Annotated in this window: 26 protein-coding genes; 18 read left to right on the top strand and 8 right to left on the bottom strand. The window is 61.0% G+C overall.

Annotated elements, in window-relative coordinates; translation table 11 throughout:
* The 7 genes from ASD32_RS30120 to ASD32_RS22975 all read left to right on the top strand — a co-directional run.
* Positions 1-358 (top strand): hypothetical protein (locus ASD32_RS30120; RefSeq protein ID WP_162252698.1); only part of this gene is annotated, 358 nt, incomplete at its 5' end.
* A 29-nt stretch (positions 359-387) separates the two neighbouring features.
* Positions 388-1,593: an ABC transporter substrate-binding protein gene (locus tag ASD32_RS23000; protein ID WP_244490241.1), complete on the top strand. Its 1,206-nt coding sequence runs from the start codon at positions 388-390 to the stop codon at positions 1,591-1,593.
* Entirely contained in the window at positions 1,577-3,304 is a 1,728-nt protein-coding gene (locus tag ASD32_RS22995; RefSeq protein ID WP_060640353.1) for a hypothetical protein, read from the top strand. Before ASD32_RS23000 ends, ASD32_RS22995 begins: the two co-directional genes overlap by 17 nt.
* A 12-nt stretch (positions 3,305-3,316) precedes the next feature.
* Positions 3,317-3,964: an ATP-binding cassette domain-containing protein gene (locus tag ASD32_RS22990; protein ID WP_082546896.1), complete on the top strand. Its 648-nt coding sequence runs from the start codon at positions 3,317-3,319 to the stop codon at positions 3,962-3,964.
* An 11-nt stretch (positions 3,965-3,975) separates the two neighbouring features.
* On the top strand, positions 3,976-6,444 hold the full coding sequence (hrpB, locus tag ASD32_RS22985; RefSeq protein WP_060640371.1) for an ATP-dependent helicase HrpB: 2,469 nt from the start codon (positions 3,976-3,978) through the stop codon (positions 6,442-6,444).
* Between the two features lie 54 nt (positions 6,445-6,498).
* Positions 6,499-7,803 carry an ActS/PrrB/RegB family redox-sensitive histidine kinase gene (locus ASD32_RS22980; protein WP_060640351.1) on the top strand — a complete coding sequence of 435 codons (1,305 nt, stop codon included), beginning with the start codon at positions 6,499-6,501 and terminating at the stop codon, positions 7,801-7,803.
* Between the two features lie 78 nt (positions 7,804-7,881).
* On the top strand, positions 7,882-8,466 hold the full coding sequence (locus tag ASD32_RS22975) for an ActR/PrrA/RegA family redox response regulator transcription factor (RefSeq protein WP_060640350.1): 585 nt from the start codon (positions 7,882-7,884) through the stop codon (positions 8,464-8,466).
* Between the two features lie 3 nt (positions 8,467-8,469).
* Here the strand turns inward: ASD32_RS22975 and ASD32_RS22970 are convergent, their stop codons facing one another.
* Positions 8,470-9,009, bottom strand: coding sequence for an MmcB family DNA repair protein (locus tag ASD32_RS22970; protein ID WP_060640349.1), 540 nt, complete (start codon positions 9,007-9,009; stop codon positions 8,470-8,472).
* 181 nt (positions 9,010-9,190) lie between these two features.
* Between ASD32_RS22970 and ASD32_RS22965 the strand changes: the two genes are divergently transcribed.
* The 3 genes from ASD32_RS22965 (at position 9,191) to ASD32_RS22955 (ending at position 12,287) form a co-directional block, all read left to right on the top strand.
* Positions 9,191-9,853 (top strand): L,D-transpeptidase, encoded by a 663-nt coding sequence (locus ASD32_RS22965; protein WP_060640348.1) that lies wholly within the window; start codon positions 9,191-9,193, stop codon positions 9,851-9,853.
* Positions 9,854-10,172: 319 nt separating this feature from the next.
* A complete protein-coding gene (locus tag ASD32_RS22960; protein WP_060640370.1) occupies positions 10,173-11,048 on the top strand; it encodes a sulfurtransferase in 876 nt (291 codons plus the stop codon).
* Between the two features lie 78 nt (positions 11,049-11,126).
* Complete coding sequence (locus ASD32_RS22955) at positions 11,127-12,287, top strand: YeeE/YedE family protein (protein WP_060640369.1); 1,161 nt, start codon at positions 11,127-11,129, stop codon at positions 12,285-12,287.
* Between the two features lie 68 nt (positions 12,288-12,355).
* Here the strand turns inward: ASD32_RS22955 and ASD32_RS22950 are convergent, their stop codons facing one another.
* Positions 12,356-14,524, bottom strand: coding sequence for a malate synthase G (locus tag ASD32_RS22950; RefSeq protein WP_060640368.1), 2,169 nt, complete (start codon positions 14,522-14,524; stop codon positions 12,356-12,358).
* Between the two features lie 109 nt (positions 14,525-14,633).
* Complete coding sequence (locus ASD32_RS22945) at positions 14,634-16,634, bottom strand: hydantoinase/oxoprolinase family protein (RefSeq protein ID WP_060640367.1); 2,001 nt, start codon at positions 16,632-16,634, stop codon at positions 14,634-14,636.
* Between the two features lie 141 nt (positions 16,635-16,775).
* On the opposite strand from ASD32_RS22945, the gene ASD32_RS22940 reads away from it, so the two are divergent.
* Entirely contained in the window at positions 16,776-17,390 is a 615-nt protein-coding gene (locus ASD32_RS22940; RefSeq protein WP_060640347.1) for a hypothetical protein, read from the top strand.
* 44 nt (positions 17,391-17,434) lie between these two features.
* Here ASD32_RS22940 and ASD32_RS22935 read toward each other — a convergent pair whose 3' ends face one another.
* The 4 genes from ASD32_RS22935 to hslV form a co-directional block, all read right to left on the bottom strand.
* Positions 17,435-18,346, bottom strand: a complete 912-nt coding sequence (locus ASD32_RS22935) for a DUF1402 family protein (RefSeq protein ID WP_244490244.1) — start codon at positions 18,344-18,346, stop codon at positions 17,435-17,437.
* Positions 18,347-18,752: 406 nt separating this feature from the next.
* Positions 18,753-20,060, bottom strand: coding sequence for an ATP-dependent protease ATPase subunit HslU (hslU, locus tag ASD32_RS22930; protein ID WP_060640345.1), 1,308 nt, complete (start codon positions 20,058-20,060; stop codon positions 18,753-18,755).
* A 15-nt stretch (positions 20,061-20,075) separates the two neighbouring features.
* Positions 20,076-20,573: a GNAT family N-acetyltransferase gene (locus ASD32_RS22925; protein WP_060640344.1), complete on the bottom strand. Its 498-nt coding sequence runs from the start codon at positions 20,571-20,573 to the stop codon at positions 20,076-20,078.
* A complete protein-coding gene (gene hslV / locus ASD32_RS22920) occupies positions 20,563-21,087 on the bottom strand; it encodes an ATP-dependent protease subunit HslV (protein ID WP_060640343.1) in 525 nt (174 codons plus the stop codon). The genes ASD32_RS22925 and hslV overlap by 11 nt, the downstream gene beginning before the upstream one ends.
* Positions 21,088-21,308: 221 nt before the next feature.
* Here hslV and hisB point away from each other — a divergent pair, with 221 nt between their 5' ends.
* Genes hisB through hisA form a run of 4 tightly spaced genes read left to right on the top strand, consistent with a single transcriptional unit; the run spans position 21,309 to position 23,804 of the window.
* Positions 21,309-21,917 (top strand): imidazoleglycerol-phosphate dehydratase HisB, encoded by a 609-nt coding sequence (gene hisB, locus ASD32_RS22915; protein WP_060640342.1) that lies wholly within the window; start codon positions 21,309-21,311, stop codon positions 21,915-21,917.
* 27 nt (positions 21,918-21,944) lie between these two features.
* Positions 21,945-22,421, top strand: coding sequence for a DUF2628 domain-containing protein (locus ASD32_RS22910; RefSeq protein ID WP_060640341.1), 477 nt, complete (start codon positions 21,945-21,947; stop codon positions 22,419-22,421).
* Entirely contained in the window at positions 22,421-23,071 is a 651-nt protein-coding gene (hisH, locus tag ASD32_RS22905; protein ID WP_060640340.1) for an imidazole glycerol phosphate synthase subunit HisH, read from the top strand. The genes ASD32_RS22910 and hisH overlap by 1 nt, the downstream gene beginning before the upstream one ends.
* A 1-nt stretch (position 23,072) precedes the next feature.
* Positions 23,073-23,804 carry a 1-(5-phosphoribosyl)-5-[(5-phosphoribosylamino)methylideneamino]imidazole-4-carboxamide isomerase gene (hisA, locus tag ASD32_RS22900; protein WP_060640339.1) on the top strand — a complete coding sequence of 244 codons (732 nt, stop codon included), beginning with the start codon at positions 23,073-23,075 and terminating at the stop codon, positions 23,802-23,804.
* 145 nt (positions 23,805-23,949) lie between these two features.
* On the opposite strand, the gene ASD32_RS22895 is transcribed toward hisA, so the two are convergent.
* The gene (locus ASD32_RS22895) at positions 23,950-24,687 is read right to left on the bottom strand and encodes a DUF3800 domain-containing protein (protein ID WP_244490240.1); all 738 of its coding nucleotides are present in this window, start codon (positions 24,685-24,687) and stop codon (positions 23,950-23,952) included.
* Positions 24,688-24,730: 43 nt separating this feature from the next.
* Between ASD32_RS22895 and hisF the strand changes: the two genes are divergently transcribed.
* The 3 genes from hisF to coaA are packed head-to-tail and all read left to right on the top strand — an operon-like array spanning position 24,731 to position 26,844.
* The gene (gene hisF / locus ASD32_RS22890; RefSeq protein ID WP_060640337.1) at positions 24,731-25,507 is read left to right on the top strand and encodes an imidazole glycerol phosphate synthase subunit HisF; all 777 of its coding nucleotides are present in this window, start codon (positions 24,731-24,733) and stop codon (positions 25,505-25,507) included.
* Positions 25,508-25,526: 19 nt separating this feature from the next.
* Positions 25,527-25,841 (top strand): phosphoribosyl-ATP diphosphatase, encoded by a 315-nt coding sequence (locus ASD32_RS22885; RefSeq protein WP_060640336.1) that lies wholly within the window; start codon positions 25,527-25,529, stop codon positions 25,839-25,841.
* Between the two features lie 7 nt (positions 25,842-25,848).
* A complete protein-coding gene (gene coaA, locus ASD32_RS22880) occupies positions 25,849-26,844 on the top strand; it encodes a type I pantothenate kinase (protein WP_060640335.1) in 996 nt (331 codons plus the stop codon).
* The last annotated feature ends 4 nt before the right edge of the window (positions 26,845-26,848 follow it).

Below are 26,848 nucleotides of genomic sequence, written 5' to 3'. Positions count from 1 at the left end.
GGTTTATAGGCGACACACCCGAAACAAGTCAACACACCAAAACAAAGAAAATAAAATTTCTTGCAAGTCATTGATTCTAATTGGGTATTTCAAACAAAACCTCAAAACCACCCAAATCCAGAGCGCAATCACCAAATTCACCCGGCAAAATCTTTCCCAAATGGTCAAAATTGGAGAGCGGATGGATTCCACGATTATCGGCCTGCCACGCATGGTCAAACATCCTGATGAAATCCTCCGGCTGCAGCACTCACAGTCCCCCGCGTTGCTGCTGCGTCACCGGATCGTGATGAGGCTGGCGTTGACGGATCGTGGCCTTGGCTTAGGCTGGCGTTTGCGAATTTGGGGGGTGATATGATTAGATCGACACGGCGGATGTTTACGAGGATGGCGCTTATTGCGCCGCTGGCGCTTGCGGCTCTTCCCCCGGCCATGGCTACCGATGCGGCCAACTGGGATCAGGTGTTGTCCGACGCCCGTGGCGAGACCGTCTATTTCAACGCCTGGGGCGGCTCCGCCAATATCAACGCCTATATGCAATGGGCCGGCGATGCGGTGAAGGCGCGCTATGGCGTCAGCGTCGTGCAGGTCAAACTGGACGACACAGCAAAGGCAGTCACGACAGTGCTTGCCGAAAAGACAGCTGGGCGCAACCGGGATGGCTCGGTCGATCTCATCTGGATCAATGGCGAGAATTTTGCCGCGATGAAGCGGCAGGGCCTGTTGTTTTCCCCGGACTGGGCAACGAAGCTGCCCAATTGGGGCCTGGTCGATATCGATAATCAACCGACCACCCGAACGGATTTCACCATTGCGACCGAAGGACTGGAAAGTCCCTGGGGTGCGGCAAAGCTGGTGTTCTTCTATGATGAAGCGCGCACGCAGAAGAAGGATCTGCCCGATAACACACAAGACTTGCTTGCCTTTTCACAAGCGCATCCGGGCCGGTTCTCCTATCCACAGCCGCCGGATTTTACCGGCTCGTCCTTTCTCAAGCAGGTGCTGAGCGAGCGGATCGACGATCCGTCGAAACTGCAGAAACCCGTCGATGAAGCCACCTTCGATCGTGATGTAGCGCCGCTCTTTGCCTATCTCGACCAATTGCATCCGTTGCTGTGGCGCAAGGGCAAGGCTTTTCCGCAAAACTATCCCGACATGAAGCAGAAGCTGGCGGATGGGGAGCTCGACATCATCTTCGCCTTTAACCCGGCGGAAGCATCGGCCGCCATTTCAGCCGGTGAACTGCCCGGCAGCGTGCGTTCCTTCGTCTTTTCCAAGGGGACGCTTGGCAATACGCATTTTGTCGCCATTCCCTATAATGCCAAGGCCAAGGCGGGTGCGCTGGTGCTGGCGAACTTCCTTTTGTCGCCGGAGGCGCAGCTGCGCAAACAGGATCCGGCGATCTGGGGCGATCCGACGGTGCTGGCCATGCGCAAGCTGCCTGAGGCCGACCGGGCAGCGTTTGCAGCCCTTGATCTCGGCATTGCGACCTTGCCGCCGGACAGGCTTGGGCCGGCACTGCCCGAGCCGCATCCCGACTGGATGACCCGCATCGAGGCCGAATGGACCAAACGTTATGGGGCGGCAAACTGATACGGTGCTGGCGCGGGGCCTTATGAAGCACCGGTTCGGCGTGTCCGGCCTGGTGCTTGCGATGATCGGGCTGCCGGTCCTGGCCGGATTGGCCGGGACGATCGGGCCGGCCTTTGGCTTTTTGCCGGTGCTCGGCGGCGACCATCTGACGCTTGATCATTTTGCGGATCTTGCAGCGCAGCCACATCTGTGGCGCTCGTCGCTGGTCAGTTTTGCGACGGCGATCGTTACCACCGGCCTATCGCTTGTCATCGTCATGCTGTTTACCGCCGGTTATGCCGGAACCTGGATGTTTTCGCGCATCCAGCATATGGTGTCGCCGCTGCTGGCCGTTCCGCATGCGGCTGCGGCCTTTGGCCTTGCCTTCCTTGCCGCCCCGTCGGGACTGGTCATGCGTCTCGTGTCCCCCGGTCTCACCGGCTATACCAGTCCGCCCGACTGGCTGGTGCCGCAGGACCCGCTGGGATTGACGATGATGGCGGGGCTGATCGTCAAGGAAATGCCATTCCTGTTTCTGGTGACCTTGGCGGCACTGCCGCAATTGCCCCTCCATGAAGCGCGGCAGCTGTCGGCCAGCCTGGGTTATGGCCGCATCCGGGGTTTCCTGATCAGCACCTGGCCGCTTCTCTACGTCCAAATCCGGCTGCCGGTCTTTGCCGTGCTCGCCTATTCGAGTTCCGTCGTCGACGTGGCGATGATCCTCGGCCCGGCGCTGCCTGCCCCGCTTGCGGTGCGCATTACCGGATGGATGGCCGATAGTGACCTGCGCATGCGGTTCCTTGCATCGGCCGGTGCAGTGCTGCAGCTCCTGCTCACGGTTGCGTCCATGGTGGCATGGCTGGCGGTGGAGCAGGCCGGTTCCTTCCTGCTGCGGCGGATGTCGCAATCCGGCGTTCGCCGGGCTGATGACCGCGTGTTGCGCAGGGCCGCGGCCACCGTGATCGCTCTCTCGGCGGCGCTGGTGTTCCTGGGTCTTGCGGTGCTCGTTCTCTGGTCGATTGCCGGTCTCTGGCCGTTTCCGGCGCTTTTGCCGGATAGTGCTACGCTTCAATCCTGGATGCGTGCCTTGCCGCAGGCCACTGATGTGATTGCAACGACGATCTCGCTTGCCAGCAGTTCGGCCGCCATTGCCGTGCTCATCGCCATCGGTCTGCTTTGGCAAGGCGGTCATCGCGATCGTCCTGCCCTTAAAGGCCGCGTGTTCAGCGTTGTCCTCTATCTGCCGATGATCGTGCCGCAGCTCTGCTTCGTCTTTGGCCTGCAGATCCTCAACGTGGGGCTTGGCTTCGACGCGTCCATGCCGCTCCTGGTTTTCGTGCATCTGATTTTCGTGCTGCCCTACGCCGTGCTGTCGCTGTCGCCGCCCTGGCAGGCGCTCGACCGGCGTTACGAAATGCTGGCGGCGGGGCTTGGCAAATCGCCGTCGCAGATCCTGATCCATATCCGCCTGCCGATGCTGACGCGGGCCTGCCTCACGGCTTTTGCCGTTGGGTTTGCAGTATCCGCCGGGCTCTACCTGCCCACGCTTTTGATCGGCACTGGTCGGATCGTCACCATCACCACCGAGGCCGTTGCGCTGTCGTCCGGTGGCGACCGGCGTGCCATCGGCGTCTATGCGCTGTTGCAGACGCTCGTTCCCTTTGCAGGATTTCTGATTGCATCGCTGGTGCCGCACTTGCTATTCCGCGACCGGCGCGCGATGAGGATTTGAATGAAACCCGATATGACAGACGGACTGCATCTGGAGGCGATTTCCATCGCCCTGAACGGCCGGATGCTGCTCTCTTTGTCGGCGCGTGTCCGGCCCGGCGAGATATTGACGGTCATGGGGCCGTCGGGTTCCGGCAAATCGGCGCTGCTTGCCGCTCTCGGCGGTTTTCTCGATCCGGCTTTTACCGCAAGCGGCCGCATCCGTATCGATACCGACGACCTGACCAGCGTTGCGGCGGAAAAGCGCCGTTTCGGCATGCTGTTTCAGGATCCGCTGCTGTTTCCGCATCTCTCGGTCGGCGGCAACCTGCTGTTCGGATTGACGCCGTCCATTGTCCGGCGCGACCAGCGGCGGCGCATGGAGCAGGCATTGGCCGATGTGGAGCTTGAAGGCTTTTTCGATCGGGATCCGGCCACGCTGTCGGGCGGCCAGAAAGCCCGCGTGGCGCTGCAGCGCGTGATGCTGTCGGCGCCTCGGCTGCTTCTGCTCGACGAGCCCTTTTCCAAACTCGACAGCGGCCTGCGGCAGCAGACGCGCAATCTGATCTTTTCCCGCGCCAAATCCGCCCGGCTGCCGGTCGTTCTGGTCACCCATGACCAGGCGGATGCCGAAGCGGCAGGCGGCGAAATTCTTGTCATCGGCGAGGAGGCCGGCCGATGAGCGTCACGGCAATGAGCATGGCGGGGATCCTGCCCGACCTGCCTGTGCGGGCGATCCTGCCGCAGCTCGGCGAGGCTTTGAAGACGGCGCCCGCCGTCGTGCTTTCGGCGCCGCCAGGAGCGGGCAAGACAACGCTGGTGCCGCTATTTCTTCTCGATCAGCCCTGGCGTGGCGAGGGCAAGATCATTCTTTTGGAGCCGCGCCGGCTGGCGGCCCGCGCCGCTGCCGGGCGCATGGCCAGCCTGCTTGGCGAGCAGGTCGGCGATACCGTCGGCTATCGCATGCGGCTCGATAGCCGGATTTCGGCAAAAACCCGCATCGAGGTGGTCACCGAAGGGGTGTTTGCGCGGATGCTGCTCGATGATCCGGAATTGCCGGATGTGGCAGCGGTGCTGTTTGACGAGTTCCACGAGCGGTCGCTGGATGCGGATTTCGGATTGGCGTTGGCGCTCGATGTGCAGCAGGCGCTGCGCGACGACCTGAAGCTGATCGTCATGTCGGCGACGCTGGATGTCGATCGGGTGGCACAGCTCTTGGGCGGGGCACCCGTCATCGAGAGCCAGGGGCGCAGTTTTCCAGTGGATGTGCGCTACCGCGAGCGGGCATCGACCGAGCGTGTCGAAGACGCCGTGACGCGGGCCATTGTCGAGGCGCATCGCGAGGAAGCGGGCTCGATCCTCGCTTTCCTGCCCGGACAGGCCGAAATCACCCGTACGGCCGAGCGGCTGGCGGGCCGGTTTGGCGTAGACACCATCATCACGCCGCTGTTCGGCAATCTCGGCCAGAAGGAGCAGGACGCGGCGATCCGCCCGGCAGCGGCGGGAACCCGCAAGATCGTGCTGGCCACTTCGATCGCCGAGACATCGATCACCATCGATGGCGTGCGCATCATCATCGATAGCGGCCTGCAGCGGCTTCCGGCCTTCGAGGCATCGACGGGGATTACCCGGCTGGAAACCGTACGGGTATCGCGCGCCTCCGCCGATCAGCGGGCGGGCCGCGCCGGGCGCACGGAACCCGGGATCGCCATCCGTCTCTGGCATCAGGGTCAGACGGCAGCCCTGTCGGCATTCACCCCACCGCAGATTCTCGCAAGCGACCTGTCGGGCCTTGTGCTTGATCTCGCCCATTGGGGGGTTACGGATCCTGTCGGCCTTGCCTTTCTCGATCCGCCGCCCGCAACCACATGGCAGGAGGCAAAGGCTCTGCTGGGTCAACTGGGCGCGCTCGATCCCAATGGTGCGCTGACCGCACGGGGAAAGCAGATCCGGCAGCTGGCTTTGCCGCCCAGGCTTGCCGCCATGGCGGTTTCGGCGGCAGAGGAGGGCCAGGCCTATGAAGCCTGCCTGCTGGCCGTGGTTTTGACCGAGCAGGGGCTGGGCGGAAACAGCATCGATTTGGAAGACCGGCTGCGCCGTTTCAAATCCGAGCGCGGCGACCGTGCAGACGCCTCGCGCGGGCTCGCCCGGCGGATGGCCAAGGGCCTGAGCGGAAATGGCCAAACCGGTGAACCGGTCCAGCCGGGCATTCTCCTGATGCAGGCCTTTCCCGACCGGATCGCCCTGCAGCGAGGCGGGCGCGGGCGCTTCGTCATGGCCAATGGCCGGGGAGCGGAACTGCCGGAAACCGAGCGGCTGGCGGGTGCTGCCATGCTTGTGATCGCCGACCTTACGGGCCGCGCCGGCGGGCAGCGTATTCTGGCTGCGGCGGAGATTTCCCGTGCCAATGTCGAAGCGCATATGCCGCAGGCGATCGTCCAGGAGGACCAGATTTTTTTCGACCGGCCGAGCCGGCAGGTCCGGGCGCGGCGGGTGACGCGGCTGGGCGCCATCATTTTCGACGAGACGCCGCTCAGCAAGCCGAAGGGCGAGGCGGCGGCCCGGGCGCTTGCCGATGGCGTTCGCCAGCTGGGGCTTGCGGTCCTGCCCTTTTCCAGGGAAGCTGCGCAATTGCGCGACCGCATCGGCTTTCTGCATCGCACACTCGGCGAGCCCTGGCCTGATATGGCGGATGACAGCCTGCTGAAGCGGCTTGACGATTGGTTCGTGCCATTCCAGCGGGATACGCGCGGTATCGACGATATCAATGCAGGCAGCCTGTCGGAAGGGCTGCAATCGCTGGTGCCGCATGATGCCGCCCGTGATCTTGCAAAGCTGGCGCCGACGCATTTCGAGGCGCCGACCGGGCAGCGCCACCCAATCCGCTACGACGGCGACCAGCCGGTCCTGTCGATCCGGGTGCAGGAGCTGTTCGGGCTGAAGACGCATCCGGCAATCGGCGGCGGCCGCTTGCCGCTGCTCCTGGAACTGATCTCGCCCGGTCACAAGCCGATGCAGACGACGCGTGACCTGCCGGGCTTCTGGGCCGGGTCCTGGAGGAATGTCCGCGCCGATATGCGCGGCCGGTATCCGAAACATCCTTGGCCGGAAGACCCGGCAAACGCCATGCCGACGACACGGGCGAAACCGCGTGGTACATGAGGCTGGAGCCTCACAAAGAGTGAGGCCGGCATGGCATTGACGACAGGATACCGGATGACAACCGCCGCACTCGACGGGGAAGACGCCACCACAAGCCGGGTTTTGCGCCTGCAGACGATCGTGCGGCTGCGCTGGCTGGCCGTCGGCGGACAATCGATCGCGGTGATGATCACCGCCTTCTGGCTGCAATTTCCGCTGCCGCTAATTGCCTGCTGCTCGTTGATTGCGCTGCTTGCCTGGGTGAATGCCTATCTCACCATCCGCTACCCGCCGACACACCGGCTGCAGCCGCCGGCGGCCTTTGCATTGCTCGGCCTCGACCTTGCCCAGCTGACGGCGCTTTTGTTCATTACTGGCGGGCTTGCCAATCCGTTTGCGCCGCTGGTCTGCGTTCCCGTCATCATCTCGTCTGCCTCGCAGCCGAAATGGCATAGTATCGCGCTGGCACTCCTTGCCATTCTCGGCATTACCGGGCTCGCCTTCTCGCCCTTCCCCCTGCCCTGGTATCCCGGCGTCGTGCTTCTGGTGCCGACGGTTCTCACGGCCGGTATCTGGTTTGCCATCGTTTCGACCACCGCTTTTGCCGCCTTCTACACCTACCGTGTCTCGCTGGAGGCAAGCGAACTTTCCGAAGCTCTGACGGCGACGGAGCTGGTTCTGCAGCGGGAAAAGCATCTCTCGCAGCTCGACGGTCTTGCGGCTGCGGCCGCCCACGAGCTTGGCACGCCACTTGCCACGATCAGTGTCGTCGCCAAGGAAATGGAACGCGAACTCGGCAATGATCCGCGCTTTGGCGAAGACGTGCATCTGTTGCGCTCCCAGAGTGAGCGCTGCCGGGACATCCTGCGGCGGTTGACGACGCTGTCGTCGGAGAACGAAGCGCATATGCGCCACCTGCCGCTGTCGTCGCTGATCGAGGAGGTGATGGCGCCGCATCGCGAGTTCGGCATCCAGATCAATCTTGTCGAACGCGGCGACCGCGCCAAGGAGCCGGTCGGCAACCGCAATGCCGGCATTCTCTACGGGCTCGGCAATCTTTTGGAGAACGCGGTCGATTATGCGAAGAAGGAAGTGACCGTGACGGTCACCCACACGCCGGCGATCGTTTCGGTTGTCATAGAGGACGACGGCGACGGCTATGCGCCGGATATTCTGAGCCGCATCGGCGAGCCCTACGTGACGAAGCGCCAGAAGGATGACAGTGCCGGGGGTCTGGGCCTTGGATTGTTCATCGCCAAGACGCTGCTGGAGCGTTCGGGCGCCAAGTTGAGCTTCGAAAACGGTGGCCCGGACAAGCCCGGTGCCCGCGTCAGCGTCGAATGGCCGCGCATCCTGATGGACGCAAATCTGTCGAAATGACTTTACGGCGTTTTGAACCGGGAATATGCGAACTTACGTAGAGTGCATGAACCAAGAGACGGCACCGAGGATTGCGACATGACGGAAAAACTCCCCGAACAGGCCGGCGAAACGCCGACGGACGCCTCGCTGATCGGCACTGACACGTCCCTGTTGATCGTCGATGACGACGCGCCTTTCCTGCGCCGCCTGGCGCGCGCCATGGAAACCCGCGGCTTTGCCGTCGATATCGCCGAATCCGTTGCCGAAGGCATTGCCAAGGCGAAGACGCGACCGCCGAAATATGCGGTGGTGGACCTGAGGCTTGGCGACGGCAGCGGTCTCGACGTGATCGAGGCGATCCGCACGCGCCGCGACGACACACGCATCATCATGCTGACCGGTTATGGCAATATCGCCACCGCCGTCAACGCGGTGAAACTGGGCGCGGTCGATTACCTCGCCAAGCCTGCCGATGCCGACGATATCTTTGCCGCCCTCGTACAAAGGGCCGGCGAGCGCGCCGAACCGCCGGAAAACCCGATGTCGGCCGACCGGGTTCGCTGGGAACATATCCAGCGCGTCTACGAAATGTGCGAGCGCAATGTGTCGGAGACCGCCCGGCGGCTCAACATGCATCGCCGAACGCTGCAACGCATCCTGGCCAAGCGCGCGCCGAAGTAACGGTTACGCTCCGCTGTCGCCGTCCAGCGAGCCGGAAACGATATCGCGCATGTTCGGGCTGGTATCGCCGGCCCTGTCGGCCGACCATTCCGCCAGCATCAGGCGCTGGGCCGCGACCCGGGCAAAGTTCAGCGTGACGGATTTGCGAGTCGGCGCTGCAAGCCTGTGGTCCGGCGCATCGCGGATCATCTCCGCGTCATAGCCATCCGACAGAAGCAGCCCGCATTCCTGCGGAAAAATATCGAGCGGCACGCCACTATGCGTGGCGAAATAGAGCCGGTCGGAATGCATCCGGTAGTCCGGCCATTTGCGGTCAACCCTGAAATCCTCGATCGAGGTCTTGATTTCGACAATCCAGATATCGCCCTTTGGCGAAATGGAGATCAGATCGGCACGCCTGCCGCTGGCAAGCGTCAGCTCCGGCAAGACGGCGTGACGCATTTCATGCAGGTACCGCTGCACGCCACGGCGAACCATGAGGGCGCGCTGCGACTGCCGGCCGTCGATCAAAGGACTATCGTTGTGGATAGAGAGAATCGCCATGCATTAAACTCTGGCACAAGGCGGCTTTTGTTGCAAAAAAACACTCCGTGGAGTTTTCGGATCACCCAACCGCAATGTTGCCCCGCATTCACTTGCTTTCGGGATGTTAATCGAAAATAAACCATAATCGCTGATGGTCAAAACGACCCAGATATTCTTAACTTCATTTTAAGAGACACCCATGCGCTTCCGCAATGCAGTTCTGCTGTGCAGCCTCGCGGCTACACTCGCCTTGGCCAGTTGCTCCACGGCGCCGATCTCTCCCATCGGCGAAAAAGTAGCGACAAATCAAATCTTCTCCGATGGATACGGCCCGGTCGAAGATCACGGCTACGCCCTTCCGGCGATCCCGATCAACAAGGTAAACGAGCGTTTTCACCGCCAGATCGTCGATTACGCCACAGCTGAAAAGCCCGGCACGATCATCGTGAACACGCCGAATCGCTTCCTCTATTTCGTGCTGCCCGGTGGCAAGGCCGTGCGTTATGGCATCGGCGTCGGCAAGGCCGGCTTCGCATGGGAAGGCCGCGCCTATGTTGCCTGGAAGCAGGAATGGCCGACATGGCATCCGCCGAAGGAAATGGCCGTGCGCAAGCCGGACGTTGCCCAATATGTCGAGAACGGCATGGGCCCTGGCCTGCGCAACCCGCTCGGCGCGCGCGCCATGTACCTGTTCAACGATGAAGGCAAGGACACGCTGTTCCGGATCCACGGTTCGCCGGAATGGGCCTCTATCGGCACTGCGGCCTCGTCCGGCTGCATCCGTATGATCAACCAGGATATCATCGACCTTTATGCCCGCGTCCGTCCGGGCAAGAACACCCACGTCATCGTGCAGCAGTAATAGCTGATTTAAACGCCAGACATCGTCAAATCCCCGGCTTGTCCGGGGATTTTTGTTATGTGGACCAGGATCACACCTCCACGACACCATCTACATTAGTAATTACTGTATTTCTTGCCGGATGGTCACGTTAGACATCGATAGACATAATCTTTAGTTTCTCAAATTTAATATCCATAAAATTTATAGAATTTATTTTTTTGGCCGTCGTCGCGATGCCGGGCATGTTGCCTTGCATTGCACTTTAAGCTGAGGAGAGAATGACATGACGGCAATTAAAGGCATGACTGTACTTGCGGCCGCCGCGCTTACGTCCGCAATGTTTGCGGGCTCGGTGCTTGCATCGGATGCACTGGTCGATTCCAAATGGGTTGAGGATAACCTGGAAAACCCGAAGGTGCGGATATTCGAGGTCAGCGTCGATACCGGTGTCTATGAACGTGGTCACATTCCCGGCGCTGCACATCTCAATTGGCACACGGATCTCGTCGATCCGCAAAAGCGCGACATTGCCAGCCGCGAGGCTTTCGAGAAAACCCTCCGGGATGCGGGGGTCGATCAGGACACGACGATCGTTCTCTATGGTGACAATAACAACTGGTTTGCCGCCTGGGGCGCATGGGTCTTTGAGGTCTACGGTCTCGGCAATCAGGTAAAATTGCTCGACGGTGGCCGCAAGCTCTGGGAGGCACAAGGCCTGCCGCTGGATACAGCCTTGCCGGATCATGCCGATTCGACGCTGACGCTTGCCGACCGGGACAACTCGGTGCGGGCGCGTTTCGTTGACGTGGTCGCCGTTGCGGAAGGCAGGAACGACGCCAAGCTCATCGATATTCGCTCAGCGGATGAATATGCCGGCAAGATATTTGCGCCTGAAGGCGTCAAGGAGCTTTCGGTCCGCGCGGGCCATATTCCAAGCGCCGTCAATGTTCCCTGGGGCAGGATCGTCAAGGAAGACGGCACCTTTAAATCCGAAGACGAGATCAAGGCGATCTATGCGGAAAAAGGCATTGATGGCTCAAAGCCCGTCATCACCTATTGCCGGATCGGCGAACGGTCGAGCCACACCTGGTTCGCGCTGAAGAAAATCCTCGGCTATGACGTGCGAAATTACGATGGGTCGTGGACGGAATATGGGAATGCTGTCGGCGTTCCGGTGACCAATATTGCCGGAACGGTCTGGACCGGAAAATAGTGCTGTCTTCCAACATCAAGGAGCGGGTGGACGCGGTACAGGTCCGCCCGCACCTCGATGTCTGACCATCGGATCATCATGCCAATCCTTGCTTCCCGTAGCCTGTCGCTCCTGATCGTGGCGGCCCTCATCGCCTGGGGCGTCTGGCTGGCGCAGGACGCCGCTGGGCGCGTCCTGTCGTTTTCGCTGCTCACCGGCAGTGCCTTCGGCATCGTGTTGCAGCGGGGCCGGTTCTGCTTTCTCTGCAACCTGCGCGACTTCGTGGAAAGGCGCGACGCGGCGGGGCTTGTCGCCATTCTGTCGGCGCTGGCAGCAGGCATCGTGCTCTATCAGGTCATATTGGGCGCCTGGGTCCCTGTACCGCAACCCGACCGCCTGCCACCGGGCGCCCATATCGGGCCGGTCGGGCTGGTTCTGGCAGCGGCGGCTTTTGCGTTCGGGCTTGGAATGGCCATCTCCGGCTCCTGCCTGTCGGCCCATCTCTACCGGCTGGGCGAAGGCGCTTTCGGGTCGATCGCCGCACTTGCCGGTGCGGGTCTCGGATTTTTGCTTGGCTTTGCCACCTGGAATTTCCTCTACACTTCTACAGTCTTTAATGACCCGCCGCTCTGGCTTCCCGGCATTTTCGGCTACGCGGCCGCCTCGGGGATCAGCTTGTCAGCTCTGGGGCTCATTGCCTTTCTGGTGCTTCGCCGTGCGCAGCGCCCGGAAAACGGCCTATCCCCTCCCCAGCCTTTCGAGGCCATCTTCATCCGGCGCTGGCCACCCGTCATCACGGGCCTGCTTGTCGCCGTGATCGGCGCTATCGCCTATCTTCGCGTTGCCCCTCTCGGCGTGACCGCCGAACTCGGCAGCCTGGCGCGGACAGCCGGTCTTTCCGCAGGACTTGTTCCGGAGACACTTGTGGGTCTGGATACGGTGCGCGGTTGTCTCAGCGCGGTGAAGACGGCTGTGCTGTCACCAAACGGGGTTTTCGTCATCGGTCTCGTCCTGGCGAGCCTCAGTTCTGCGCTTGTCAGCGGCCAGTTCAGACCATCCTGGCCAAACGCCGGTGGACTCTTTGCGCGCTTTGCCGGAGGTGTTTTGATGGGATGGGGAGCGATGACCGGGCTCGGCTGCACGGTCGGCGTCCTTTTATCCGGCATCCAGGCGGGCGCCGTTTCAGGATGGGTCTTTCTGATTTTTGCCACCGCCGGGGCGCTTGCAGGCCTCACTGGCCTGCGCCGTCTCGGCGCCTGACAGAGACGGCATGTCCGGACGCGCAAGCTCCGTCCGGACATCATCAGAGTACGCCTTTGCGCGGCAGGTCAGGCCGCCTCGCTCGCCTTCAGCTCCAGGCGGCGGCGGTGGAGGACCGGTTCGGTATAGCCGTTTGGCTGCTCGCGGCCTTTCAGCACCAGTTCGAGCGCTGCCTGGAAGGCGATAGAGCCGTCGAAATTACCCGCCATCGGCGTATAGGCCGCGTCGCCGGCATTCTGACCATCGACGACTGCTGCCATGCGCTGCATCGTTTCAACGATCTGTGCTTGTGTGACAACCCCATGATGCAGCCAATTGGCCATATGCTGGGCGGAGATGCGCAGCGTGGCGCGGTCTTCCATCAGGCCGACATTGTTGATGTCGGGTACCTTGGAGCAGCCGACGCCCTGGTCGATCCAGCGGACGACATAGCCGAGTATCCCTTGCGCATTGTTATCCAGCTCGCGCTGGATTTCCTCTGCCGTCCAGTTCGGGCGCGAAGCGACCGGGACGGAAAGGATATCGCTGAGTTTTGCCCGCGCCCGGCTTTTCAGGTCCTTTTGAACGGCTGAGACATCGACCTTGTGATAGTGGGTCGCGTGCAGCGTCGCCGCCGTTGGCGAGGGAACCCAGGCGGTGTTGGCGCCGGCCTTTGGGTGGGCGATCTTCTGTTCCAGCATCGCCGCCATCAGGTCGGGCATGGCCCACATGCCCTTGCCGATCTGGGCATGGCCGGACAGGCCGCATTCCAGGCCGATATCGACATTCCAGTTTTCATAGGCCGCAATCCAGGCGGCCTGTTTCATGTCGCCCTTGCGGATCATCGGACCCGCCTCCATCGACGTGTGCATCTCGTCACCGGTACGATCGAGGAAACCCGTATTGATGAAGACGACCCGTTCCTTGGCGGCGCGGATACATTCCTTGAGGTTGACCGTCGTGCGGCGCTCCTCGTCCATGATGCCCATCTTTATCGTATTGTCAGCAATGCCGAGCGCCTGCTCGACGCGGCCGAAGATTTCCGAGGCGAAGGCAACCTCTTCCGGACCATGCATCTTCGGCTTGACGACATACATCGAACCTTCGCGCGAATTCATCCGGCGGCCGTTCGGACCGATGTCATAAAGCGCGATCAGGCCGGTGATCATAGCATCCATGATGCCTTCCGGGACCTCGTTGCCGTCGCGGTCGAGGATAGCCGGATTGGTCATCAGGTGACCGACATTGCGCACCAGCATCAGCGCGCGGCCCTTCAGCGAGATTTCGCCGCCTTCAGGCGCTTCAAAGTCCAGATCCGGATTAAGCTTGCGGGTAAAAGTCTTGCCGCTTTTGGAGACCTCTTCCTGCAAGTCGCCCCGCATCAGGCCAAGCCAGTTGCGATAGACGACGATCTTGTCTTCGGCATCGACGGCGGCAACGGAATCCTCGCAATCCATGATCGCTGTGATGGCCGATTCGAGAATGACATCGGAAATATGCGCGCCGTCATCCTTGCCCGTTGCCGTCGAGGCGTCGATGACAACATCGATATGCAGGTTGTTCTTCTTCAACAGGAGATGTGACGGCGCAGTCTTGTCACCCCGATAGCCGGCGAACTGGTTGGGATCGGCGAGCATCACCGTGCCGGATGCGGTCGAGATCGACAGGGATGCGCCCTCAACGGCAAAGGCCGTGACATCGCTCCAGCTGCCGGCCGACAGCGGCGCGCTCGCATCGAGAAACCCGCGCGCCCAGGCAATGACCTTCTGGCCGCGAACCGGATTGTAGCCCCTGCCCTTTTCGGCGCCGCCATCCTCGGCGATCGCGTCCGTGCCGTAGAGCGCATCATAAAGCGAACCCCAGCGGGCATTGGCGGCATTGAGCGCATACCGCGCGTTCATGACGGGAACGACGAGCTGGGGGCCGGCAATGGTAGCGATCTCGGGATCGACATTGTTGGTGGACACCGTGAAATCCGGGCCTTCCGGCAGGAGATAACCGATTTCCTTCAGGAAGTCCTCATAGGCAGCCATATCGACCGGAGCGCCATTCTTGCGATACCAGCCGTCGAGCTTTTCCTGCAGCGCATCGCGCCTGGCCAGCAAGTCGCGGTTCCTTGGAGCGAGGTCATGAACGATCTGCGAGAAGGCCGCAAAGAACTGGTCCACATCAACACCGGTGCCGGGCAATGCCTCTTCAACGAGGAATGCGTGCAGATCCGCATCGATTCCCAACCCATTCCTGTCTATCCGGCCCATCGGCAACTCCATGATTTAATGCTCTAATATGAGATGGCGCAGTCTCTCATGCTTTCATTCCCTGTCAATCCAGCAAGAATGCGAAGAATTATTTCCAAAACAGAACAAATTAACCATGCGCTATGCGTGGACGGCCGATGGCGATGGCGGTGAACCTCGCTTCGACCAGCTTGCGGCTGCCTTCGATTTCCGGCGCGTCGATCTCTTCGCGCATCACCAGTACCGGCTCGTCGGCGCCGTTGGCACGCGCCGAGGCGAGTGCTGCAACCTGCGCCCGCTCGCGCGCGGCTGCGAAAGCCTGATCCTGATCGAGGAACCGGCTGCTCGGGCCGGCACCGTTGACGATGAAGATACCCTCATCCGGCGCCGTGACGAAGACCGTGACGGAGGCGCGCACCTGGCCGACGATGGCGCCGACGGCATTGGCCACGCCCGCTTCGGCCGGGATCTGCGATTGCGCACCCAGCATCTCTGCGATTGCCGGATAGTAAACCGGCGCGGACGCACCGAGACCGACCAGCGGCCGATCGAGCGACAGCGAAAAGGCGACGATGCCGGGTTCGCGCTTCAGCGCCCGGTCCACGGCCAGCGACACGGCCGGATCGATGGCTGCACCGTCTTCCGCAAGGCAGGAGGCGAGAATGACTTCTGCGGACTGGCGGGTGAGCCGGGCGACGATCATGTCCGAAAGCGCCTCGGCGGAGGCTGCAATCGGCTTGCCGGAACCGTCCTTGACCCGTGCGGCCAGCTCGGCGCCCAGCCTCGCGGCCGTAGCGTTCCACTGGTCCTGGCGTCCGAGCACATGCATGGCATCCGACGGCGTGAGGCCGCAGATATGGACGAGACCGCGCGCCACCAGCCTGTCCAGGGTCGCCTTCTGCAAGGTGCTGGTCAAAAGGCTTTCCAGCGCCACCGGCACGGCACCGATCCGCTCATACAGCGCCGTTTCCTGTGGCTGGAGGCCGCTTGCCAGATGATCGGGAAGTCCGGTTCGCACGGCCAGGCGGCCATCATGGCGGCCGGCATGGGCGGTGCGCAACTGCCGCTCCAGCACGGAAATGACCGCTTCCTCATGCGCGACAGCGGCAAGGCTGAGCGGCAGGAACCGGCGCGGACCGAGATCGATCTTTGCCTGCAGCCCGCGATCGTTGATGCGGACTTCCGAATCGCCGCCGAGACCGAAGGTGCGCATCGCCACGGCCTCGACCATGGTTCGGAACCCGCCGACCACAGCGCCTTCGCCATCCAGACGCGGACGGCCCTGGTCGAGCACCGCCACATCCGTGGTGGTGCCGCCAATATCGGAGACGACGGCATTGTCGAGACCTGTCAGATGCCGCGCGCCGACCAGGCTTGCCGCTGGGCCGGACAGAATGGTTTCGATCGGCCGGAGCCGGGCTTCCGCCGCCGAGATCAGCGCGCCATCGCCGCGCACCACCATCATCGGCACATCAATGCCGCGCGCCTTTAGAAAACCCTCGCAGGCGCCGATCAAGCGGTCGATCATCGAGACCAGGCGGGCATTGAGAAGCGTCGTCAACGCCCGGCGCGGACCGCCAAGCTTGGAAGACAGCTCGTGGCTGCAGGTGACCGGCAGATGCGAGACTTCGCGGATGCGGTCGCGCACCCGCTGTTCGTGAGCCGGATTCCGCACGGCAAAATAGCCGGCGACGGCAAAGGACGCGACCTGCGTTGCAAGCTGCGGCAAGGCTTCGTCGAGCAGCGTCATATCCAGAAGCGTCTCTCCGCCATGGACATTATGTCCGCCAGGCAAGAAGATCACAGGATCGGTTCCCAGTGCCTCCTGCAGACCGTCACGCTTCAGATCATCCGGGCCAAAGCCAATCATCACCAGGCCTGCGCGACCGCCCTGGCCTTCGACAAGCGCATTGGTGGCGAGCGTCGTCGACAGTGACACCAGGCCGATGGCCGAGGCTGATACTTTGGCCTGTTCCAGCACGGCTTCGACCGCGCCGGCAATGCCGACCGAGAGATCGTTACGCGTGGTCAGCGCCTTTGCCTTGGCCACGACGCCATGGGTCTCGCTGAAAAGCACCGCGTCGGTATAGGTTCCACCGGTATCGATACCGAGGAGAAGATGGTCAGTCACGAGAGCGTCCATTCGGGCAGGACCGGAAACCCGGCTTCAAAGGATGTCAACGAGGTGATATGACATCTTGCAGCGAAAGGCTATCGCTTCGCCGACAGGGACGGCGAGGCTGCGCGACAGAGCGGAAATAAGGATGATGGCATGACCGGCTTCTCACGCATGCTCTTCCCCGTCCTCGCGATTGCAGGTGTTGCATGCCTCTCACTGCCCGTCCTTGCGCAAGATACCGATGACGAGGACTACAAGCCGGTGCTTCCGGATGTCGGCATCTACAAGGCGATGCTCGATGCCAACAAGCAGACCGGTTGGATCCAATTCCGCAATTACGACGACAAGCAGCTGATCTATTTCACAGCGCTGCAGACCATGCATTGCCGCCTCTCGGAAATCCGCTATTCCATCAATTCCGACGCGCTCGACAAGCGCTTTCCGCTGGGCACATGCAATCCGCAGATCCCCTTCAACCTGCCGGACAGCGACACCAACGAATATATCTATATTTCACTGCCGGCCGGCGAGGCAAAGACGCTCGCCATCCAGGCCGTCTGGGACGATGGCGCCGGCAGCGAGATCGTCGTCTACAAGCCCTGCGAGGGCGTTGGGGACGCGACCTGCGCGGCGATCAAGACGATCAAGCGGCCGAAGAAACAGATGCAGGAACCGGTGGCGTCTGATTCGCCGATCCGCGCCGTGCAATCGGAAACACCGGGAAAAACGTTCGTGGCGCCGCCAGCCTCATCGGCAGCCCGCCCCTAGATAGCAAGGCGGCCGCTCGTAGCGGCGGCGCATTCAGCAAGTCGCTAAAGGAGAGCCTTGAGTTCTGCGAGCTTGTCGTTGACCAGCCAGCCGTAATAATTTTCCTCCGGCCAATGCACATCGCCACCCTTGTTTCTCGCGGCCAAGGCGGCGGCGCGCTGATCGGGGTTGCCGACATTGTAAAGCGTCGAGGTAACGCCGGGATTATCGGAAATATCCATACCGGCGATCGACTTGTAGGCGTCGATCGAGTGGCGGATCGAGGCGGCCATATAGGCGAGCGACTGGTCGGGATCCATGATGGCCTTGTAGACGCCAGCGGCATCGTTTTCGTCCAGCCGTTCAAAACCGGAGACACGCGACACCATGTCGGTCAGCATCAGGGCCGTCAGCGGGTTGATCTGGCCAAGGCCAAAAGTCTGGCCAGCAAAGAAGGGCTGAAAGAACACCGCGCTGAAGCGATTGTTCGGATAGGCGGTGCCGCCGACCCTATTGCCGCGAAACTGGTTGTCCCAGACACTCTCGCGGCAGCTCCACAGCGCATAGGAGCTCTTCTTGCTCTGGCATTTGGAAAATTCTGGACGCGCCACGAACTGCGCCACCGTTTCGCCCTCATAACCGAAGCGGAAACTGTCGCCGGCATAGGCGGCTGCCTTGACGTAATAGGACTGCAGCCGGTCATAGGCATCAACGTTATACGTATGCTCGCCGACAATGGCGCCGATCATGTGGATCGGATCGATACCATAGGCGCGCGCTGTCGATTTGATCTTGCTCATCAGCTTGCCGTCATTGGCTAGCAGATTGTGGACCTTCTCGTATTTGGCGTCAAACGAGGTTCTGCCGGCCTTGGTGCGGCGCACGGATGCGCCGGGAACACTCGGCTGCTCCTGATACCGGTTGCCTTCCGGTACCACACGAATGCCGTCCGCAAGGGCCGGGCCGGTAACGGCCATGATGGCCGCGACGAGAAGCATCTGAAGAATAGGGCGCACGCTGTGTTTCCTGTGAACCTGTCTGAACGTTCCTGACGTGCCGGGACGCATGCGGCAAAATCGTGTCGGAATCATGCCCGGCACGGACAAGGCTTATCGCGTGCGGGGAATGCAAACAAGCCGGGCATCGGTTTGCGGGTGCGTCAACCCCATCCTCCGTCATCCCCGGGCTTGACGCGAGGACCTCTTTCCGCAGCCCATTTGATGGGATTTCATGTTTCGACAACGGGCCATTCGGCTTTATCGCAGATCCTCGGGTCAAGCCCGAGGATGACGGAGGGTGGGATAGAGCCAAGCAACCGCTTTTTGCGCTTCCCGGTAGCCTGACAGCAGCGTCAGTAGACATGTCCACAAGTTTGCGCGCGCCTTATAGAATGTAACGCGACAAATCCGTATTGGCGGCGAGATCGCCGACATGCTTCTGCACATAATCCGCATCGATCGTCAGTGCCTCGCCGGACTTGTCCGGAGCCGCATAGGAGATCTCGTCGAGGACCCGTTCCATCACCGTCTGCAGGCGGCGCGCGCCGATATTTTCGACGCTGGTGTTGAGCTTGACCGCGACATCGGCCAGCGCATCCAGTGCGTCCTCGGTGAAATCGAGATTGACGCCTTCGGTTTCCAGAAGCGCCTTGTACTGGCGGATCAGGCTGACTTCGGTTTCCGTCAGGATGCGGCGGAAGTCTTCCTTGGTCAGCGCCTTCAGCTCGACACGGATCGGCAGGCGGCCCTGCAGTTCCGGCAGGAGATCAGACGGCTTAGAGACATGGAAGGCGCCGGATGCGATGAACAGAATATGGTCGGTCTTCACAGGCCCATATTTGGTCGCAACCGTCGTACCTTCGACGAGCGGCAGAAGATCGCGCTGCACGCCTTCACGGGAAACACCGGCACCCATGCCGCCATCGCGAGCGGCGATCTTGTCAATCTCGTCGAGGAAGACGATGCCGTCATTTTCCGCCGAACGCACCGCTTCGCGCTGGATCTCCTCATTGTCGAGCAGCTTGTCGGATTCGTCGTTGATCAGGATGCCATAGCTCTCCTTGACCGTGGTGCGGACCTTCTTGGTGCGCTGGCCCATGGCCTTGCCGAACATTTCCGACAGGTTCAAAACGCCGATATTGGCACCCGGCATGCCGGGGATTTCGAAGCCGCCGCCGGGCGTTGCCGTATCGGCGATCTCGATGTCGATTTCCTTGTCATCGAGTTCGTTGGCACGCAGCTTCTTGCGGAAACTGTCGCGGGTGGCGGGCGAGGAGGTCGCACCGACCAAGGCATCGAGCACCCGCTCTTCGGCGTTCAGATGCGCCTTGGCCTTAACGTCGGCGCGCTTCTTTTCGCGCACCAGGCCGATCCCGACCTCGACGAGATCGCGGATGATCTGCTCGACATCGCGGCCGACATAGCCAACCTCGGTGAATTTCGTCGCTTCGACCTTGATGAAAGGGGCTCCGGCAAGTTTGGCCAGACGGCGGGAAATCTCCGTCTTGCCGACGCCGGTCGGCCCGATCATCAGGATGTTCTTCGGCATCACTTCGTCGCGCAGCTCATCGGAGAGCTGCTGGCGGCGCCAGCGGTTGCGCAAGGCGATGGCAACGGCGCGCTTGGCGTCGTGCTGGCCAATGATGAACCGGTCGAGCTCCGACACGATTTCGCGGGGTGAAAATGTGGTCATGGCAAATCCGTTTCTTCAGATTTTGTCCAGCACCATGAAATGGGCAGGACCGTAAATGGAATGGCGTGTCTCAAGGAAACGGAAGCCCGCTTTCCCATAGGCACGAATGGCTTGCGCATTCTGCGGATCGGGATCGATCACGATGCGCGATGCGCCGGCCGCAAACAGATCGGCGCAGAACTGGCGGATGATCGCGCTGCCATGACCCTTTCCGGTCAGATCAGGCTCGCCGATCGAAATATCGATGCCGAGCGTGCCCGGCGGCTGATCCTGATAGGGAAGCTCAGGCTCCAGATGCGGATCATAGCTCTGCAGATAGGCGACCGGCACACCGTCCAGCTCGACGATCAACGGGCGCGTCTCCGCGCTGGTCATTGCAGCTTCGATGCCTTGAAGCTCTTCGTCCGGATCGCCCCACCATTTCGCGACATGCGGCTCTGCGAGCCAGCGGCGAAGCAGCGGGAAATCCTCCCGGCGCACGTCGCGGAAATGATAGCGCGGATCAGGCGGCATCGAGCTTTTCGACCACGACATTGCCGTTGGTATAGACGCAGATATCGCTGGCGATCTCCATTGCCCGGCGGGCGATCTCTTCGGCCGACTTGTCGGTGTCCATCAATGCCCGCGCGGCGGCAAAGGCGTAATTACCGCCCGAGCCGATCGCGATCGTGCCGTGTTCCGGTTCAAGCACATCGCCATTGCCGGTAATGGCCAGCGTGATCGACTTGTCGGCCACCAGCATCATCGCTTCCAGATTGCGCAGATATTTGTTGGTGCGCCAATCCTTGGCCAGCTCGACGGCGGCGCGCATCAGCTGGTCGGGATATTGTTCGAGCTTGGATTCGAGCCGCTCCAGAAGCGTGAAGGCATCGGCGGTCGCGCCGGCAAAACCGGCGATGACGTCGCCCTTGCCAAGGCGGCGGACCTTGCGCGCATTGCCCTTCATCACGGTCTGGCCGAGGCTCACCTGGCCATCACCGGCCATCACCACCTGTCCGCCCTTCCGGACGGTAATAATCGTTGTCATGAAACCACCCTGCCCGGTTTCCGGGCCTTTCGAAGAGCCGCACACCGGCCCTGTTGAAACCTATGTAAGAGCGCTTTTGCCGATTGCAAATAGCCCGCCATCGCATGCTCCGGCGTTTGGAACTGCGGCCTGTTTCGCGCCTGCGAGAATCATGGCGGCAGTTCTGGATATTTCGCCCACCGCCTGATAAGGAGCGGCTCTATTACATTCGGGAGAACCTGATGGCCGACAAGCAAGTGAGCCGCACCGGAAGCGTTTCGCGCAAGACCAACGAAACCTCGGTGACCGTGTCCGTCAATATCGACGGCACCGGCACGTCGCGGATTGCGACCGGCGTCGGCTTTTTCGACCATATGCTGGAGCAGCTTTCGCGCCATTCGCTGATCGACATGGACATCGTGGCAGACGGCGACCGCCATGTGGACGATCATCACACCGTCGAGGATACCGGCATCGCCATCGGCCAGGCGCTTTCCAAGGCGCTCGGCGACCGGCGCGGCATCACCCGCTACGCCTCGCTCGACCTTGCCATGGACGAAACGATGACCCGCGCTGCCGTCGATGTTTCCGGCCGGCCGTTCCTCGTCTGGAACGTCGATTTCTCCGCCCCGAAGATCGGCACGTTCGACACCGAGCTGGTGCGCGAGTTCTTCCAGGCCTTGGCCCAGCATGGCGGCATCACGCTGCATGTGCAGAATATCTACGGCGCCAACAACCATCATATCTCCGAAACCTGCTTCAAGGCCGTTGCCCGCGTGCTGCGCACGGCAACAGAGATCGATCCGCGCCAGGCAGGCCGTGTTCCCTCCACCAAGGGAACGCTGGTCTGATCCGGCCCATAGTGAAAGTTGGCTGATATGGCCTCCTATCTGGTTCTGACGTCTCCCGGCGCTCCAAAGAGCGACGACAAGGCACGCTTCATCGCCGACAGGTTTTCCTGGATCGCCTTCGTCTTTCCGGCATTCTGGCTGCTGTTCCAGCGCCAATGGGTGGCTGGTATCGCTGTTGCCCTCCTGCAGGGGTTCATAGCCTTTGCGACACCCGAGCCAAGCGCGGCAGGGTTCCTGATCGAGCTGGCTTTGCGCCTGCTCATAGCTCTTGAAGGCCCAGCCTTTGTCGCCAGCCGCCTGCAGGCAAGGGGCTGGACGATGCAGGCGATCATCACCGCCGACGATCTGGTAACAGCCGAAATGATCTACGATCACGAGGCGGCTGAAACCACGTCTGTCGCAGCTGAAACGGCCTGGCAACCGCCGGTGCTGCCGGTGGCCGTTGCAAAGCCTGCCGATGGCCGGGCCGCTGTCGGCCTGTTTGAAAATTATGGAGAACGCTGATGCGCGTTGCGATCATCGATTACGGATCCGGCAATCTGCGCTCGGCCACCAAGGCGTTTGAGCGGGCAGTCCGCGAAGCCGGGATCACGGCTGATATCGAACTCACAGACAAGGCGGACCGCGTTGCCAGCGCCGACCGGATCGTGCTTCCGGGCGTCGGCGCCTATGCCGATTGCCGCCGCGGGCTTGATGCCGTCGATGGCATGCGCGAGGCGCTGAACGAGGCGGTCGAGATTTCCGGCCGCCCGTTTCTCGGCATCTGTGTCGGCATGCAGCTGATGTCATCGCGCGGGCTTGAAAAGACCACGACGGACGGATTTGGCTGGATCAAGGGCAACGTCGTCAAGATGGAGCCTTCCGATCCCACACTGAAGATCCCGCAGATCGGCTGGAACACGCTGACGCTGAACAAGCCGCATCCGCTGTTTGAGGGGATCAGGACGGGCAGCGACGGGTTGCATGCCTATTTCGTCCATTCCTACCATCTCGCCGTCGAAAATCCGGACGACCTGATTGCCACCACCGCCTATGGCGGCCCGTTGACGGCATTTGTTGCACGCGGCAACAAGGCCGGCGCTCAGTTCCATCCGGAAAAAAGCCAGACGCTCGGCCTCGCCCTCATCTCGAATTTTCTGCGCTGGAAACCCTGACATGATCCTTTTTCCCGCCATCGACCTCAAAGACGGCCAGTGTGTTCGCCTCAAGCTCGGCGACATGGAACAGGCAACCGTCTACAATCCAGATCCCGGCGCGCAGGCCAAGGCCTTCGAGGACCAAGGGTTCGAATGGCTTCATGTGGTCGACCTCAACGGCGCCTTTGCCGGCGAAACCGTCAACGGGGCTGCGGTCGATGCGATCCTGCAATCGACGAAGAACCCGGTGCAGCTGGGCGGCGGCATCCGCACGCTCGATCATATTGAAAACTGGCTGTCGCGCGGCCTTGCCCGCGTCATTCTCGGCACCGTCGCCGTGCGCGATCCGGCGCTGGTGATCGAGGCCTGCAAAACGTTTCCCGGCAAGGTCGCCGTCGGCATCGATGCCAAGGGAGGCAAAGTCGCCGTCGAGGGCTGGGCGGAAGCTTCCGAACTCGGCGTCATCGAACTGGCACGCAAATTCGAAGGCGCCGGCGTCTCCGCGATCATCTATACCGATATCGACCGCGACGGCATCTTGACCGGCATCAATTGGGATTCGACGCTGGAACTGGCCGATGCCGTTTCCATCCCCGTAATCGCCTCGGGCGGCCTCGCCTCGATGGACGACATCCGCCGCATGGTGCAACCGGACGCCGCCAAGCTCGAAGGCGCAATTTCCGGCCGTGCGCTTTATGACGGCCGCATCGATCCGGCGGAAGCGCTGGCTTTAATTAAATCGGTTAACTGATTCGAAGGACTCGATTTTCTGAGTTTGTCAATTCAGCCACTTGACGTTCCTTCTATGTTCTCCTACATTTACGTTTAAGTGGACAGGGGGATGTTCCCAGTCGGCGTCTGGCCTCGGTGTAACCGGGGCTTTTCGCTTTTTAGAGCTACGGGAATATTTTCAATCCATAGCCATTTGCTCTTCCGTTTGCACCTCGTCTGAATTTTTGCTCTATAATTTTAAGTGCGCGATTTCGCTGGTGCGGACGTATTTCGGCGAGGCCTATCGGACGAGCAATGAGATCGGAAATTTGAAGGCCGCAGGAATTGGCTGACTTTTCAAGAAACTGGATATCCAGACAATTCATGTGAACTCTCCCGAAATTGCCCCAATCACAAATTCTTCTGAATTCGAGTTCGATGGAAGCATCCTCTTTCTTGCCCCGCCGTTCCAGAATGCAATGCGTTGTTCTATCGGTTTGACCGTTCTCGCTCAAAAAGCGATAGAGGCGTTCCATACAGAATTGGAGAGCGATTTCGTATGGATTGCCCGGATCCGCGTAACGCCCTTTCAGCCGGTCCTTATTGATTACGGCTGCAATGACTGTGAATTCAGCGTCCTGAATTAATGCATTCATCTCTCCGATAAATTGCGCCCGCTTTTCCTGGTTTTGCAGAAACTTAAATGGCGCAAGTTGTTTTCGGATTTCGCGCTCATGGAAAACGACCGTATCGTGACCGAACCAGCGAAATTTTAGCCGCTGAAAATTTGGCACAGTGCGTGTGACATATGCTTCTTTTTCAAATATGCAGAATGCCAGAACGAATACCGGATAATTTGGAGAAATGTTGACTAGGTCATGGTCTCCACTCTCATCCACGTAAACTATGTAGTCGCTGAACAACCATGTCACCTTTCGAAAAGCACGTAAAAGTAGCAAAAGCGCCATGACTTTAAAAGCCCGCGTTATCCCCTGCCTCGACGTCAAGGACGGCCGTGTCGTCAAGGGTGTCAGTTTCCTCGATCTGATCGATGCTGGTGACCCCGTCGAATCGGCCAAGGCCTATGATGCGGCCGGTGCCGATGAACTCTGTTTCCTCGACATCACCGCGTCTTCGGACAATCGCGACACGATCTTCGACGTTGTTGCCCGCACGGCCGATCATTGCTTCATGCCGCTGACCGTTGGCGGCGGCGTGCGCAGTGTGGCCGATATCCGCAAGCTTCTACTGGCTGGTGCCGACAAGGTGTCGATCAATTCGGCTGCCGTCAGCAATCCGGATTTCGTTGCCGAAGCGGCCGACAAGTTCGGCAACCAGTGCATCGTCGTCTCGATCGATTCCAAGAAAGTGTCGCAACCCGGCGAGGACGACCGCTGGGAAATCTTCACCCATGGCGGCCGCCAGGCGACCGGTATCGATGCCGTCACCTTTGCTGAAAAGATGGTGAAGCTCGGCGCCGGTGAGCTGCTGCTCACCTCGATGGACCGCGACGGCTCGAAGGCTGGCTACGATATCGCGCTCACACGCACGATTGCCGACCGTGTGTCCGTCCCGGTCATCGCGTCCGGCGGCGTCGGCACGCTCGATCATATGGTCGAGGGCATTCGCGACGGCCATGCGACGGCGGTGCTGGCGGCCTCGATCTTCCATTTCGGCACCTATAGTATCGGCGAAACCAAGCGCTATATGGCAGAGCATGGCATTGCCATGCGGCTCGATTGAGCCTCAGGATAGAAGACAGATGAGCAATTTCAGCCTTTCCGATCTCGAAGCGATCGTTGCCTTGCGGGCCAAGGCTTCGCCGGACGAATCCTGGACCGCCAAACTGGTAGCCCATGGACAGGCAAAGGCGGCCAAGAAGCTGGGCGAAGAAGCGGTGGAAACCGTGATCGCCGCCATCAGCAACGACCCCGCCAACCTGGTCGCGGAGAGCGCCGATCTGATTTATCATCTTATGGTCGTATTGAAAATTGCTGACATTCCATTGCAGGATGTGATGAACGAACTTGAGCGGCGGACAAGCCAGTCCGGGCTCCAGGAAAAGGCAAGCCGGTAGACACGTCATGACAATCGTCGCCAAAGAGATCGCGCCGGCCGATATTCCGGATCATTTCGACAATAAGGACTATTCGCCCTACCGGTTCTTTTCCGCCGAGGAATGGTCACATTTCCGGGCCGATACGCCACTGACCTTGTCGGCCGATGAGGTCCAGCGGCTGCGGTCGCTGAACGACCCGATCGATCTGAGCGAGGTCCGGCGCATCTATCTGTCGCTGTCGCGTCTCCTGTCCACCCATGTGGAATCCTCGCAACGGCTGTTTGCCCAGCGCCAGCAGTTTCTCAGCATGTCGAACGATGCCAAGACCCCGTTCGTCATCGGCATTGCCGGTTCCGTCGCCGTCGGCAAATCCACCACGGCGCGTATTCTGGCCGAGCTCCTGTCGCGCTGGCCATCGAGCCCGAAGGTCGATCTGGTGACCACAGACGGCTTCCTCTATCCCAACGCGACATTGCTGCGGGACAATATGATGGACCGCAAGGGCTTTCCGGAAAGCTACGATATCGGCGCTCTCCTGCGCTTCCTGTCGGCGATCAAGGCTGGGCAGCCGAATGTCCAGGCGCCAACCTATTCGCACCTGACCTATGACGTGCTGCCCGACCAGTTCCAGGTCGTGGACCGGCCGGACATTCTGATTTTCGAGGGCATCAACGTCCTGCAGTCGCGCCATTTGCCGGCCGATGGCAAGATCGTGCCGATGGTCTCGGATTTCTTCGATTTCTCGATCTACATTGATGCCGAGGAAAGCCTGATCCACACCTGGTATGTCAACCGCTTCATGCGCCTGCGCCAGACGGCCTTCCGCAATCCGGAATCCTTCTTCAAGCGCTATGCGCAGGTGAGCGAGGACGAAGCGCTGGCGATCGCCGAAGGGCTTTGGCAGAACATCAACCTGAAGAACCTGCGCCAGAACATCCTGCCGACGCGGCCGCGCGCCGACCTGATCCTGCAGAAAGGCCCCAACCACCTCACCGAGACGGTGGCGCTGCGCAAGCTCTAACGCT

It is taken from the genome of Rhizobium sp. Root483D2, from assembly GCF_001426685.1.
Taxonomy (GTDB): domain Bacteria; phylum Pseudomonadota; class Alphaproteobacteria; order Rhizobiales; family Rhizobiaceae; genus Pararhizobium; species Pararhizobium qamdonense.
The sequence above is the reverse complement of the archived record's forward strand: the minus strand, read 5'-3'. Positions and strand labels throughout refer to the sequence as shown.